The organism is Brevundimonas sp., assembly GCF_016463295.1.
In the GTDB taxonomy this organism is placed as follows: Bacteria; Pseudomonadota; Alphaproteobacteria; order Caulobacterales; family Caulobacteraceae; genus Brevundimonas.
The window spans coordinates 1-12,616 of the sequence record NZ_JAEMRO010000062.1; the positions used below are offsets into that span (position 1 = coordinate 1).

The 12,616-nt window shown below is 67.5% G+C and carries 14 protein-coding genes; 6 read left to right on the forward strand and 8 right to left on the reverse strand.

From position 1 onward, the window contains the following. The 6 genes from atpA to JHC81_RS11190 form a co-directional block, all read left to right on the forward strand. The coding region (gene atpA, locus JHC81_RS11165; protein ID WP_292174565.1) for a F0F1 ATP synthase subunit alpha at window positions 1–1,109 on the forward strand (1,109 nt) is incomplete at its 5' end. A 29-nt stretch (window positions 1,110–1,138) separates the two neighbouring features. Next, complete coding sequence (locus JHC81_RS11170) at window positions 1,139–2,017, forward strand: F0F1 ATP synthase subunit gamma (protein WP_292174568.1); 879 nt, start codon at window positions 1,139–1,141, stop codon at window positions 2,015–2,017. A 46-nt stretch (window positions 2,018–2,063) separates the two neighbouring features. After that, the gene (gene atpD / locus JHC81_RS11175) at window positions 2,064–3,632 is read left to right on the forward strand and encodes a F0F1 ATP synthase subunit beta (RefSeq protein WP_292174571.1); all 1,569 of its coding nucleotides are present in this window, start codon (window positions 2,064–2,066) and stop codon (window positions 3,630–3,632) included. A gap of 3 nt (window positions 3,633–3,635) precedes the next feature. Continuing rightward, the gene (locus JHC81_RS11180) at window positions 3,636–3,905 is read left to right on the forward strand and encodes an ATP synthase F1 subunit epsilon (RefSeq protein WP_292174574.1); all 270 of its coding nucleotides are present in this window, start codon (window positions 3,636–3,638) and stop codon (window positions 3,903–3,905) included. Between the two features lie 21 nt (window positions 3,906–3,926). Beyond that, window positions 3,927–4,511 (forward strand): hypothetical protein, encoded by a 585-nt coding sequence (locus JHC81_RS11185; protein ID WP_292174577.1) that lies wholly within the window; start codon window positions 3,927–3,929, stop codon window positions 4,509–4,511. A 386-nt stretch (window positions 4,512–4,897) separates the two neighbouring features. Beyond that, window positions 4,898–5,227, forward strand: a complete 330-nt coding sequence (locus JHC81_RS11190) for a multidrug efflux SMR transporter (protein ID WP_292174580.1) — start codon at window positions 4,898–4,900, stop codon at window positions 5,225–5,227. 143 nt (window positions 5,228–5,370) lie between these two features. Here the strand turns inward: JHC81_RS11190 and JHC81_RS11195 are convergent, their stop codons facing one another. From JHC81_RS11195 to JHC81_RS11230, 8 genes are all read right to left on the reverse strand, one after another. Continuing rightward, a complete protein-coding gene (locus JHC81_RS11195) occupies window positions 5,371–5,844 on the reverse strand; it encodes an RNA pyrophosphohydrolase (protein ID WP_292174583.1) in 474 nt (157 codons plus the stop codon). Window positions 5,845–5,953: 109 nt separating this feature from the next. Next, window positions 5,954–7,156 carry a divergent polysaccharide deacetylase family protein gene (locus JHC81_RS11200; RefSeq protein ID WP_292174585.1) on the reverse strand — a complete coding sequence of 401 codons (1,203 nt, stop codon included), beginning with the start codon at window positions 7,154–7,156 and terminating at the stop codon, window positions 5,954–5,956. Between the two features lie 110 nt (window positions 7,157–7,266). Next, window positions 7,267–8,646 (reverse strand): S41 family peptidase, encoded by a 1,380-nt coding sequence (locus JHC81_RS11205; RefSeq protein WP_292174588.1) that lies wholly within the window; start codon window positions 8,644–8,646, stop codon window positions 7,267–7,269. A gap of 225 nt (window positions 8,647–8,871) precedes the next feature. After that, window positions 8,872–9,969, reverse strand: coding sequence for a peptidoglycan DD-metalloendopeptidase family protein (locus JHC81_RS11210; RefSeq protein ID WP_292174590.1), 1,098 nt, complete (start codon window positions 9,967–9,969; stop codon window positions 8,872–8,874). Further along, the gene (gene rlmH / locus JHC81_RS11215) at window positions 9,969–10,433 is read right to left on the reverse strand and encodes a 23S rRNA (pseudouridine(1915)-N(3))-methyltransferase RlmH (protein ID WP_292174594.1); all 465 of its coding nucleotides are present in this window, start codon (window positions 10,431–10,433) and stop codon (window positions 9,969–9,971) included. Before rlmH ends, JHC81_RS11210 begins: the two co-directional genes overlap by 1 nt. Before the next feature lie 16 nt (window positions 10,434–10,449). Further along, a complete protein-coding gene (gene rsfS / locus JHC81_RS11220) occupies window positions 10,450–10,869 on the reverse strand; it encodes a ribosome silencing factor (RefSeq protein ID WP_292174599.1) in 420 nt (139 codons plus the stop codon). Window positions 10,870–10,966: 97 nt separating this feature from the next. Continuing rightward, a complete protein-coding gene (locus tag JHC81_RS11225; protein WP_292174603.1) occupies window positions 10,967–11,596 on the reverse strand; it encodes a nicotinate-nucleotide adenylyltransferase in 630 nt (209 codons plus the stop codon). A gap of 153 nt (window positions 11,597–11,749) precedes the next feature. Further along, the coding region (locus tag JHC81_RS11230) for a glutamate-5-semialdehyde dehydrogenase (RefSeq protein ID WP_292174606.1) at window positions 11,750–12,616 on the reverse strand (867 nt) is incomplete at its 5' end.

Below are 12,616 nucleotides of genomic sequence, written 5' to 3' on the forward strand. Positions count from 1 at the left end.
TGCATGAGCCGATGCAGACCGGCCTGAAGGCCATCGACACCCTGATCCCCGTCGGTCGCGGCCAGCGCGAGCTGATCATCGGTGACCGTCAGGTCGGCAAGACCGCCGTGGCGATCGATACCATCCTGAACCAGAAGTCGATCAACGTCGAAGGCGCGGCCGAGAGCGACAAGCTGTACTGCATCTACGTCGCCATCGGTCAGAAGCGTTCGACCGTGGCCCAGATCGTCAAGACGCTGGAAGAGCGCGGCGCCCTGGAATACACCATCGTGGTCGCCTCGACGGCGTCCGAGCCTGCCCCGCTGCAGTTCCTGGCCCCGTTCTCGGGCACGGCCATGGGCGAGTTCTTCCGCGACAACGGCATGCACGCCCTGATCGTGTATGATGACCTGTCCAAACAGGCCGTCGCCTATCGCCAGATGTCCCTGCTGCTGCGCCGCCCGCCGGGCCGCGAAGCCTATCCGGGCGACGTCTTCTATCTGCACAGCCGCCTGCTGGAGCGTTCGGCCAAGCTGAACGAGGACAACGGTTCGGGCTCGATGACGGCCCTCCCGCTGATCGAGACCCAGGCCAACGACGTCTCGGCCTATATCCCGACCAACGTGATCTCGATCACCGACGGCCAGATCTTCCTGGAATCCGACCTGTTCTACCAGGGCATCCGCCCGGCCGTGAACGTCGGCATCTCGGTGTCGCGCGTGGGCTCCTCGGCCCAGATCAAGGCGATGAAACAGGTCGCCGGTTCGATCAAGGGCGAGCTGGCCCAGTATCGGGAAATGGCCGCCTTCGCCAAGTTCGGCTCGGACCTGGACGTCTCGACCCAGCGCCTGCTGGCGCGCGGTGCCCGTCTGACGGAACTGCTGAAACAGCCCCAGTACTCGCCGCTGACGGTCGAGGAGCAGGTGGTTTCGATCTATGCCGGTACGCGCGGTTATCTGGACGATATCGCCGTGGCCGACATCGGTCGCTTCGAAAGCGAACTGCTGGCCCGGATGCATTCGAACCACGCCGGCCTGCTGGACGCCATCCGCACGCAGAAAGCCCTGTCCAAGGACCTGGAAGCCGAGCTGAAGGCCGCCATCGAAGCCTTCGCCAAGACCTTCGCCTAACTGACCCCGAGCTGAGAGAGTAGCGCCGGATGGCCAGCCTCAAGGAAATGCGCGATCGGATCGGAAGCGTCAAAGCGACGCAGAAGATCACGAAAGCCATGCAGATGGTCGCCGCGGCCAAGCTGAAACGCGCCCAGGACCAGGCCGAGAACGCCCGGCCCTATGCCACCAAGATGGCCTCGGTCATCGCCAATCTGGCCGCCGGTGTCTCGGGATCCGATGCCCCGAAACTGCTGGCGGGCACGGGCGGCGATCAGCGCCACCTGGTCGTCGTCGCCTCGGCGGACAAGGGTCTGGCGGGCGGCTTCTCGACCAACATCATCCGTGCCGCGCGCGAGCGCATCCGCAGCCTGATCGCCTCAGGCAAGGATGTGCGCATCGTCGCCGTCGGCAAGAAGTCGCGCGACCAGCTGACCCGCATGTTCGGCGACAAGGTCGTCCGTACCTTCGAACTGAGCGAGCACAAGGTGCTGGGTCTGGCCGCCGCCCAGCCGGTGGCCCAGTTCATCGCCGATGCCTTCGAGAACGGCGAGGCCGATGTGGTCACCCTGTTCTACAGCCGCTTCCAGTCGGTCATCTCGCAGGTGCCGACCGCCAAACAGCTGATCCCCGCCGTGGTGGAAGGCGACGCCGCCCCCATCGACCTGAACGGCGCGGTCTATGAATACGAGCCCTCGGAAGAGGAAATCCTCGAGACCCTGCTGCCGCGCAACCTGACCACCCAGGTGCTGGCCGCCCTGTACGAAAACCAGGCGGGCTTCTTCGGCTCGCAGATGGCGGCGATGGACAATGCCACGCGCAATGCGGGCGACCTCATCAATGCCCTGACCCTGCAGTACAACCGCAAACGCCAGGCCCAGATCACCACCGAACTGATCGAGATCATCGCCGGCGCCGAAGCCCTCTGATCCCGATCCCGCTGACACAGACGTTATTCCGAACCGGAACCCTGCCATGACCGACACCATCGCCAAGACCCCCGCCCCGAAGAAGCCCGCCGCCCGTAAGCCGGCTGCGCCCAAGGCCCCGGCCGCCACGTCCGCGACGGGCAATGCCGTCGTCATCGAAGGCACCGGCACGGGCAAGATCGCCCAGGTCATCGGCGCCGTCGTCGACGTGGAGTTCGAGGGCCAGCTGCCGGCCATCCTGAACGCCCTGCACACCCAGAACGTCGACCAGAAGACAGGCGAGCCCTTCACCCTGGTTCTGGAAGTCGCCCAGCACCTGGGTGAGAACATGGTCCGCACCATCGCCATGGACACGACCGAGGGCCTGACCCGCGGTCAGCCTGTCAAGGACACGGGCGGCTCCATCCTGGCCCCCGTCGGCCCCGGTACGCTCGGCCGCATCATGAACGTCGTCGGCGCGCCGATCGACGAACAGGGTCCGATCAAGACCGAGATGTTCCGCCCGATCCACCGCGACGCCCCTTCGTTCGAAGAGCAGTCGACCTCGTCGGAAATCCTGGTCACGGGTATCAAGGTCATCGACCTGATGTGCCCCTATACCAAGGGTGGCAAGACCGGCCTGTTCGGCGGCGCCGGCGTGGGCAAGACCGTGACCATGCAGGAACTGATCAACAACATCGCCAAAGCCTACGGCGGTTATTCGGTTCTGGCCGGCGTGGGTGAACGCACCCGCGAGGGCAACGACCTGTACCACGAGATGATCGAGTCCAATGTGAACGTGGACCCGACCAAGAACGGTGGCTCGACCGAAGGCTCCAAATGCGCCCTGGTCTACGGCCAGATGAACGAGCCCCCCGGTGCCCGCGCACGCGTCGCCCTGACCGGTCTGGCCCAGGCCGAATATTTCCGCGACGAGGAAGGCAAGGACGTTCTGCTGTTCGTCGACAACATCTTCCGCTTCACCCAGGCCGGTTCGGAAATGTCGGCTCTGCTGGGCCGTATCCCCTCGGCCGTGGGCTATCAACCGACGCTGGCGACCGAGATGGGCAATCTGCAGGAGCGCATCACCTCGACCAAGAAGGGCTCGATCACCTCGATCCAGGCCATCTACGTCCCCGCCGACGACCTGACCGACCCGGCCCCCGCCGCCTCCTTCGCCCACCTGGACGCCAAGACCGTTCTGAGCCGCGACATCGCCGCCCAGGCCATCTTCCCGGCCGTGGATCCGCTGGACTCGACCAGCCGAATCATGGACCCGCTGATCATCGGTGAAGAGCACTACAACGTCGCGCGTTCGGTCCAGGAAGTGCTGCAGTCCTACAAGGGTCTGAAGGACATCATCGCCATCCTGGGCATGGACGAGCTGTCGGAAGACGACAAGCTGGTCGTCGCCCGCGCCCGCAAGATCAGCCGCTTCCTGTCGCAGCCCTTCTTCGTGGCCGAGCAGTTCACCAACTCGCCCGGCAAGTTCGTCTCGCTGGAAGACACGATCCGCTCGTTCAAGGGCATCGTGGCCGGTGAATACGACCACCTGCCGGAAGCCGCCTTCTACATGGTCGGCACCATCGAGGAGGCCGTCGAAAAGGCCGCCAAGATGGCCGCCGAGGCCGCCTGATCCATGGCGGGCAAGCTCCACTTTTCGCTGGTGGCACCTGAGCGCGAGGTCTTCTCCGGCCTCGTGGATCAGGTCGATGCGCCCGGCGTCGAAGGCGACTTCGGCGTTCTGGCGGACCACGCCCCCTTCATGACGGCCCTGCGCGAAGGCGTGGTGACGGTCATCGACGGCAATGGGCGCCGCCAGTTCGACGTGCACGGCGGCTTTGCCGACGTCACGCCCGCCGGCCTGACCATCCTGGCCGAACAGGCCTCGGAAGTGGTCGTCGTCTGATTCCGTGATACGCTGACCGCTATGGTTCAGCGCATCATCCTCCCCATCATCGCCGTAGGCGCGTTGGCCGGCTGTTCCAGCTTGACGGAGCCGGTTCTAGACGCCGATGGCTGCCGTCCGGCCATGGCCTTGTATCAGCCCGCCGTGGGCCCGGGCGGAGCGGGGCAGGTCATTCATATTCCGCGATCCTGCCCGTCCGGAATAACGTACGAAATGATCGCGAGACCTCACGGGACGGGCCTGCCCGCCGATGTGGCGCGCGAACTCGGTGTGCAGCAATCCAACCCTAATTCGCCGTCGGTTCCTCCAGCACCGTCCGTACCGCCCGCGCCGGTCTCTGCCGAGGCTGCGATCCGTAACGGCATCGAGGGATTTTGCGGTTGGTTCTTTGGTGACCAACCCTACTCCTTGGAAGGTCTGCGGCAGGCAGCGTTCGACGCCCACTATGGGCGCGGGGCCCCCGTATCCATCGTTCCCTTGCCGGAAATGTTGCGGGAAATGTCGTTCAGCGCCGTGGGGTTTACCGCAGTGGTCTCGGACGCGCCGAGCGAAGCGCATGGCGTCGCGGCCTTTGTCAGCTTCCACCATCCCGTGTGCCAGATTTAGGTTCATGGCTATGAGGCTGAAGCCGCGGCGGTTTTCGGACAACTTGAAGCGAATGGCTGGCGCAAGGTCGGGACATCCGTGCGCAATGGCGTGTGGGAAACGCAGCGTTATCAGACAACCGACGAGACCGGTAAACGGCTGACGCTCGTGGACAATCGGGTCACAGATCAGACCGCAACCACCTTGCGTCACGTGCTCAATGTCATCCCGGGCCATGAGTCAGTGCGCGGCGTACTGGATTAGCGGCGTCGCGATGCCTTGATTTTGGCGTCCCATGTCGTAGTTATCCCTCAGACGAGGCCACGTCCTCGCCTCGCGTCGCGCTGATCCTGGCGACGCGGGACAAGCCCGGGACGGCCCGGCCCTTGTGAAGGAGGGCCGTGATCATGGCCTGGATCTATCTACTCATCGCTGGACTTCTCGAGATCGTCTGGGCGTTCTCCATGAAACAGTCCGATGGCTTTACGAAGCTGGGGCCCAGTCTGGTGACGCTGGTCGCCATGGTGGCCAGTTTCGGCCTGCTGTCGCTGTCGATGAAAACCTTGCCGCTGGGCACCGCCTATACGATCTGGACCGGCATCGGCGCGATCGGAGCGTTTGTCGTCGGTATCCTCTGGCTGAACGAGGGCGTGCATCCCATGCGGGTGGCGGCGGCTGGTCTGATCGTGGCCGGGCTTGTGCTGATGCGGCTGGCCCCGACGGGAGCGGCAGTCTGACCGTTCTCCCTCCCCTTTATGGGGAGGGATGTCGGCGCGAAGCGACGACAGGGTGGGGTATGTCAGACGGAGCTCACGCCCTTACGAGCCCCACCCTGATCGCTGCGCGATCTGTCCCTCCCCACTTCGGGGGAGGGAGAACTCTACCGTGCCAGCCCAGAGAACGCCGCCACCACCTGTTCGTAGACCGCCCGCTTGAACGGCACGATGAGGTCGGGTGCCTCAGCTAGGTGGCCCCAGCGCCAGGCGTCGAACTCGATCTCGTCGTGCTGGTCCAGGTCAATCTCGGCCTCATCGCCGGTGAAGCGATAGGCGAACCATGCCTGTTTCTGGCCCTTCCAGCCGCGCGCCCGCTTTGTCCCTTCGAAATCGGCGGGAAAGTCATAGGCGATCCAGCCGTCGGTCCGGGCCAGATAGTCGATGGAGGTGACGCCCGTCTCCTCGGCCAGTTCGCGGCGGGCGGCGGTTTCCAGATCCTCGCCGTCGTCGACGCCGCCTTGCGGGAACTGCCAGTTATAGGGTCCCGCCTGCCCTGCTCTTCGCCCGTACCAGACCCGCCCGTCCGGATGGAACAGGACGACGCCGACGTTGGGGCGGTGATGGGGGAGATCGGTCATTGAGGCAGTAGGCAACAGGCAACGGGCAACAGCAAGCAGGAGTAGCGAGCCGCTAGGCGCTGGGTGTCGTGACCCTGTTGCCTGTTGCCTGTTGCCTGTTGCCTCCCGGCTATCTCCCCGGCCGCTGTGTCATCGCCGACGCCGGGGCCAATTGAAGCCCGCGCGCTTCCAGCTCTGACGTCCAGCGGGCCACGGCCTCGACCGTGACGGGGTAGCTGAAGCCGGTACCCATGGCCTGGCCGCGCGCCTTGGCGAGGGCCTCCAGCGCATTCAGCTGGCCGACGATGGCGGAGGGGGTCTGTTGCTCGTCGATGATGCGGTTGGCGCTGGCGCGGGCCCAGGCACCAGGACGGCGGCTCATGGAGCCGTCATCCAGAAAGGCCACGCCGCGCTGGCGCAGCACGCCCAGGAAGGCGTTCATGGCCCCGTCCGAGGTCGCGAACTTGTCGCCCATATAGTTGGTCACGCCGAAATAGCCGGTCGCTCGGCCCAGCAGCCAGTTCATCTTGGCTGTGATGTCGGCGCTGTCGCCACGCGCCAGCAGGGTATAGGGGCCGGGGTCGTTGTCGGGATAGCCGGTGGGCTCCATCGGCATTTCCAGCATGACCTCGTGGCCATGGGCACGGGCCAGGTCGATCCAGCCCTGCAGGCCCTCTGCATAGGGCACGAAGCTGAGCGTCACGTCGGCGGGCAGGCGTTCGATGGCGGCACGGGTCGTCACCGCATTCAGACCCAGACCTCCGACAACCAGGGCCACGCGTGGCCGGCCGTTGGCGCGGAACGGGCGGGCATAGGCCTGGGCCGGGACGCGGCCGTCGGTGGCGATGGTCGGCAGGGGACCGTCGGGGCCCGGCTGCGACAGACCGGCGATGGGCGCGGCCGGGAGGGGCGAGGAGACGGCCAGGCGCGGCGCTGTGACCGGGGCACCGTTGCCGGAGACGGTCGCACCGTTGGGCAGGGTGATGACGGCCTCGCCGGTCATGGCGGGGTCGACGACCGTGCCGTCGGCGGCCAGGTCCTGATAGCTGCCGTAGGCCCCCATGGAGAAGGCTTCCAGACCGGTCGGGGCGGGGGCCTCGACCACCGGGGCGCGGGCCAGTTCGGCCCGGGCAGAGGGCACGCCGGCGCGCGGATCGCCCAGGACGGTGATGAACAGACCGGCGGCAGCCAGCAACAGGACACCGGCTCCGGCCACGGCGACCGGCGGCTTCTTCAGCTGGCGCATCACGGGCGCAAAGGTGTCGCCCACGGATTTGCGGGCCGGGGGCGCTCCGGCGGTGGCGGCAAGGACGGACTGGCGCTTGGCGAACATGGCGGTGCAAGGGCTCGAAGGGCGGGCCCCGCGCGGACGGGACCCTTCAAACCTCACACTGAACGCTGTCGGTTAAGAAAGCCTAACATGACATTAGCCATGCAGGGCCGTCAGTCTTGCGGCAGTTCGTCCGTTTCGGCCTCGGCGATGACCACCGTCGGGGTGCCCGGCGGGGTGACCACGATGCCCTCGGGCGCGGCGGCCAGCTGGCTGAGGTTGCCGCCGGCCCGCAGCACGTCGAAGGCGCGTTCCAGCTGGTAGTCCTTGTCCTCGGGCCAGCTCTCGCCCGGGGCCTCGACCGGCGTGTGCGGCCCCTTGCGCTCCGCCCCGATGGAGGCGTCCAGCGCCGTGGCATAACCCGCCTCGGAATAGATGAAGTTCGACCGCGACACGATCCGCGCCTCGGCCATGGAGCGCGAGACCTCCAGGTCCGGCTCGATGCCGATCTTCTGGATCGAACCGCCCGACGGCGTGTAGTAGCGGGCCGTGGTGATCGACAGCGCCCCGTCGCGACCGCCCCTCAGCGGAATGACCGTCTGGACCGAACCCTTGCCGAAGCTGGTCAGACCCAAGATCGTCGCGCGCTGATGATCCTTCAGTGCCCCGGCCACGATCTCGGAGGCCGAGGCCGAGCCGTAGTTGATCAGGACCACGATCGGCAGGCCGTTGGTCAGGTCGCCCTGGGCGGCATAGTAGCGCTGGATCTGCTCGGCGGTACGACCCCGCTGGCTGACGATCTCGCCGCGTTCGAGGAAGGCGTCCGAGACTGAAATGGCCGCGTCCAGCAAGCCGCCGCCATTGTTGCGCAGGTCCAGGACATAGCCCTTCAGCGCCGGGTTCTCGGCCTTCAGTCTGGCGATGGTTTCGCCCAGTTCACGGCCCGTGTTCTCGTTGAAGGTCGAGACGCGCAGATAACCGAACTCGCCTTCGACCCGGCCCGTGACGGATTCGATCTTGATGACCTCGCGGGTCAGGGTCACTTCGCGCGGCTCCTCGCCGTCACGCAGGAAGGTGACCTTGATCGAGGTGCCGGCGGCCCCGCGCAGCTTGTCGGAGACCTGGGTCACAGTCAGCCCGGCGGCGTTCTGACCGTCGATCACGGAGATGACGTCGCCCGCCTGGACGCCTGCGCGGGCCGCCGGTCCGCCGTCCATGGGCGAGATGATCTTCACGAAACCGCCCTCGGCCTGGATGGTCAGGCCCACGCCGGAATACTGGCCGGTCGTCCGCTCCTGCAGATCGCCATAGCCGTCCGGCGGCAGATAGTTGGAGTGGGGGTCCAGCGAGGTCATCATGCCCTGAAGGGCGGCCTCGATCAGCTTCTTGTCATCGACCGGCACGACATAGGCCTGTTCGACGATGCCCAGCACGTCGCCGAACAGGGCGACCATGCGGAACGCCTCGTTGCGCGGGGTCTGGCCCACGGCGGTCGCGGCCCCCAGGCCCACCAGGGTCGCAGCGGCAGCACCGATCAAAAGCAGCTTACGCATCAAGTCTCTTTCCGTCAGGCCGCAACACCGGCCTTTTCATACAGATAGGAAGTTCTCGGCGACTTATTCGTGGCCAAACGCGGTTTGTCGATCAAAACCGTGTCATCGGGGAGGGATGAGGGATGAGGGGCGAGGAATGAACGGTCACCGCGCGAACGGAACCGCGGCGCGTCGTCAAAGGTCGCTCCGACATCCTCCTCGTCCCTCATCCCTCTTCCCTCCCCCCTATTCCAGCCACGGCCCCGGATCGATGGGCCGTTCGTCGCGGCGGAGTTCGAAATACAGTTCGCCGTCGGCACCCGTGCGGCCCAGCGTCTGGCCGTCGGAGACGGTGTCGCCGGTCTGGACCGACAGGCTGTCCATGCCCGAGACGATGGCGCGCCAGCCGGGACCCAGGTCCAGGATCACCACCTCGCCCCAGCCGCTGAGCGGCCCTGCGTGGACGACACGGGCATTGGCGGGGGCACGCGCCTCGGCCTCGTCGGCCCTCCAGCGCCAGCCCGTCGCGCCCCGGCCATAGCGCTGGGCGGGTGCGGCTGCGATCGGGGCGGTCAGGCGGCTGCGCCCGGCGGGCAGCCGCGCGACGGGGGCCGAACTGGAGGCGTCGGTGGTCGGGATGCTGGCCCCCAGGGCGCGCAGGCGGGCCTCCAGCACATTCGCGGCGCGTTCCGCGGCCTGGGCCTCGGCGCGAAGCACGGTGCCCAGCGCAGCCTTGCGGGCGGTCAGGCTCTCGATCTCGGCCCGGCGATTGCCCTGGGCGCTTTCAGCGGTGAACAGGGCCTCGCTGTTCAGGGCGGCCAGGCGGCGGACGCGACCGACCTCCTCGCGTCGGGTGGTGATGGCCCTGGCCTCCCGACGAATGTCCGGCGCGATGGCCCGCATCAGGATCGAGGCGCGCACGGTATCGACCGCGCGGTCAGCCGGCACCAGCAACGGCGGCGGTGGACGGCGGCTCATCATCTGCAGGGCCGACAGCAGCCGCCCCTCCCGAACCCGCGTGCGTGACAGTTCGGCGATCAGGGTGGCCTCCTGCGCCTGAAGCGTCCGCAGGCGCTGGCGCTGGGCCACGATGCGGGCGTCCTCGGAGCCCAGAACCGCGCGCAGGCGGGACAGCTCCCGCTCCAGCTCGACACTCTCGGCAGCGGCCTCGGTGGCCTGGGTCCGCAGACGGCGCGCACGGACCTGTTCGTCACGATACTCGGCCTGCAGGCGGGCGACCTCGCCGGAACGCGGCTCCTGAATCGCCCAGGCCACGACCGGAATGGTCGCAACGGGCGCGGCCACCGCGGCCAAGGCACAAAGAGGCAGGATCAGGCGGCGCATCAGTCGCGATGATAGGGCGAACCGGCCAGAATGGTCACGGCGCGATACAGCTGTTCGGCCAGCATGGCGCGAGCCAGGGCATGGGGCCAGGTCTGGGGTCCGAAGGCCAGGGTCGAGGACGCCGCCTGACGCACGCTGTCGTCCAGCCCGTCCGCCCCGCCGATGGCGAAGACCAGCCGCCGCTCGCCCCGGTCCCGCAGAGCCGCGATATGATCGGCGAAGGCTCGGCTGGAATAGGTGCGGCCCCGCTCGTCGCAGGCGATCAGATGCGCGCCCTCGGCGGCCTTCAGGATCAGCTCGGCCTCCGGAGCCTTGCCCGGCTTGCGCGGTTCCAGATCGATGAGTTCGAGCGGACCCAGGCCCAGCGCCCGCCCGGCCAGGCCGGCGCGTTCGGCGTAGTCGGCGGCCAGGGTGGCTTCGGGCCCCCGCCCCGGCTTGCCGATGGCGATGACGCCCAGCTTCATCGCCTAAAGGGCCGGTCTAGCCGCGCGTGTCGACGCGGTGGCCGCTGTCGACCGACCAGATCTTCTCGATGTTATAGAAGGTGCGAACCTCGGGGCGGAACAGGTGGACGATGACGTCGCCCGCATCCAGCAGGACCCAGTCGCAGTGCGGCAGGCCCGACACCTTGACCTTGCCCAGACCCTCTTCCTTCAGCGTGCGCTGCAGGTGGTCGGCCAGGGCGCCGACGTGACGATGCGACCGCCCCGACGCGATGATCATGGTGTCGGCCATGGGCGACTTGCCCTTCAGGTCGATCAGGATGATGTCCTGGGCCTTGTCGTCGTCCAGCCGGGCCAGGATGGCCTGCTCCAGAGAGGTCGAGCCGACGGGAAGGGGAGCCTCGGAGCCGCTCTCGTAGGGGCCGTCTTCGGAATGGATCGGATCGATCGGGTCCATTTCGTGCGCCGTGTTGGAAACGGCCTGGTCATGCGCATCGTGCGCGGTCGAGGGGGTCAGCGGAAGGCTCCGGGGGAATGACTAAAGATGTAGCCTATCACGAATGCCCGGCGGCGTCACCCACGCCGCGCGACGCCCGGATCGCCGTCGACGAGCGTGGGTTCAGAGGAGCCGTCAGATAGGTCCAGGCCGGGGCCTCCATATAGGGCAGCAGCCCGGCCCGCGCGGCGGGGACCCTCGCCCCGGCGAACCGGGCGGCGGCGGGGGCCGTGCGGCTGTCCAGCAGGCTGCCGGGTCGGGCGATGACCGCCACGGGCATCAGCCGCATGATGTCGGTCCACCCCCGCCAGCGGTGAAAGCTGGCCAGATTGTCGGACCCCATCAGCCAGACAAAACGCACCCCGGGATGCCGGGCGACCAGAACGCGCAGGGTGTCGATGGTCCATTGGGTGCCCATGCGCGTCTCGACATCCGAGACGACCATGACCGGTCCCCGCGCCGCCGCGACCGCCGCCTGTCGGGCCGAGGCCATGCGCTCGGCCAGGGGTGCGCTGTCGCGGGCGTCCTTCAGAGGGTTCTGGGGCGAGACCAGCCAGACGACGCGGTCCAGACCCAGGCGGCGCATCGCGGTCTCCGCCACATGGGCATGTCCATCATGGGCCGGGTTGAACGAGCCGCCGAACAGCCCGACGGTCATGCCGGGGCTGAGGGTCAGGCCGTCGCGCAAGGCTCCCCTGCGGGGTCCGGAGGTGCGGGGCGCGGGGCCGGCGTGAAAGAAGGACAAGGCGGCAGGGCTCGCGCGGACTTATGCTCACTCGCGCCCTAACACGGCGGCGACGGCGTGTCGCGCCCGATCGTCCGACACCGGACGGCTCAGGCGTCACGGCCGCGTCTGCCCCCGACCCCGGATCACGTATTTGAAACTGGTCAGCTGTTCGGCCCCGACCGGGCCGCGCGCGTGCAACCGGTCGGTGGAGATGCCGATCTCGCCGCCGAAACCGAACTCTCCGCCGTCCGCGAACTGGGTCGAGGCATTGGCCAGGACGATGCCGGCGTCCACCTCGGCCAGGAAGCGTTCGATGGCCGCTTCGTCGGAAGCGACGATCGCCTCGGTGTGGCCCGAGCCATAGCGGGCGATATGGTCGAGAGCGGCATCTGGGCCGTCAACGACCTTCACGGCGAGGATCGGCTGGAGGTATTCCGTCGACCAGTCGTCGTCATTGGCGGCTGTCGCAACAGGGACCAAGGCGCGGGCGGCGGGGTCGGCGCGCAGCTCGCATCCGGCTTCGGCCAAGTCGCGGGCGATCAGCGGCAACAGGGTGTCCGCCACGGCTTTGTCGATCAGCAGGGTCTCGGCCGCCCCGCAGACCGAGACGCGCCGCATCTTGGCGTTCAGCACGACGGCGCGGGCCATGTCGGCATCGGCGCTGGCGTGGACATAGACGTGATTGACGCCCTCCAGATGGCCGAGCACGGCGATGCGGGCCTCGTTTTTCACACGCTCCACCAGCGAGCGGCCGCCGCGCGGGATCAGCAGATCGATCGCGCCGTCCAGCCCGGTCAGAATGTGGCCCACGGCGGCGCGGTCGCGGGTGGTGACGATCTGGACGGTGTCGAGTGACAGGCCGGCGCCTTCCAGCCCCTCGATCAGGGCCCCGTGAATCGCCAGGTTGGACGCCAAGCATTCGGACCCGCCACGCAGGATCACCGCATTGCCCGCCCGCACGGCCAGGGCGGCGGCGTCGGC

Excerpts from the sequence above, each read along its gene's own strand:
- JHC81_RS11185 (WP_292174577.1), top strand. The coding sequence starts at position 3,927 with ATGGTTCAGCGCATCATCCTCCCCATCATCGCCGTAGGCGCGTTGGCC.
- JHC81_RS11210 (WP_292174590.1), bottom strand. The coding sequence starts at position 9,969 with ATGCGCCGCCTGATCCTGCCTCTTTGTGCCTTGGCCGCGGTGGCCGCG.
- JHC81_RS11205 (WP_292174588.1), bottom strand. The coding sequence starts at position 8,646 with ATGCGTAAGCTGCTTTTGATCGGTGCTGCCGCTGCGACCCTGGTGGGC.
- JHC81_RS11190 (WP_292174580.1), top strand. The coding sequence starts at position 4,898 with ATGGCCTGGATCTATCTACTCATCGCTGGACTTCTCGAGATCGTCTGG.
- JHC81_RS11195 (WP_292174583.1), bottom strand. The coding sequence starts at position 5,844 with ATGACCGATCTCCCCCATCACCGCCCCAACGTCGGCGTCGTCCTGTTC.
- JHC81_RS11170 (WP_292174568.1), top strand. The coding sequence starts at position 1,139 with ATGGCCAGCCTCAAGGAAATGCGCGATCGGATCGGAAGCGTCAAAGCG.
- atpD (WP_292174571.1), top strand. The coding sequence starts at position 2,064 with ATGACCGACACCATCGCCAAGACCCCCGCCCCGAAGAAGCCCGCCGCC.
- rlmH (WP_292174594.1), bottom strand. The coding sequence starts at position 10,433 with ATGAAGCTGGGCGTCATCGCCATCGGCAAGCCGGGGCGGGGGCCCGAA.
- JHC81_RS11200 (WP_292174585.1), bottom strand. The coding sequence starts at position 7,156 with ATGTTCGCCAAGCGCCAGTCCGTCCTTGCCGCCACCGCCGGAGCGCCC.
- rsfS (WP_292174599.1), bottom strand. The coding sequence starts at position 10,869 with ATGGACCCGATCGATCCGATCCATTCCGAAGACGGCCCCTACGAGAGC.
- JHC81_RS11180 (WP_292174574.1), top strand. The coding sequence starts at position 3,636 with ATGGCGGGCAAGCTCCACTTTTCGCTGGTGGCACCTGAGCGCGAGGTC.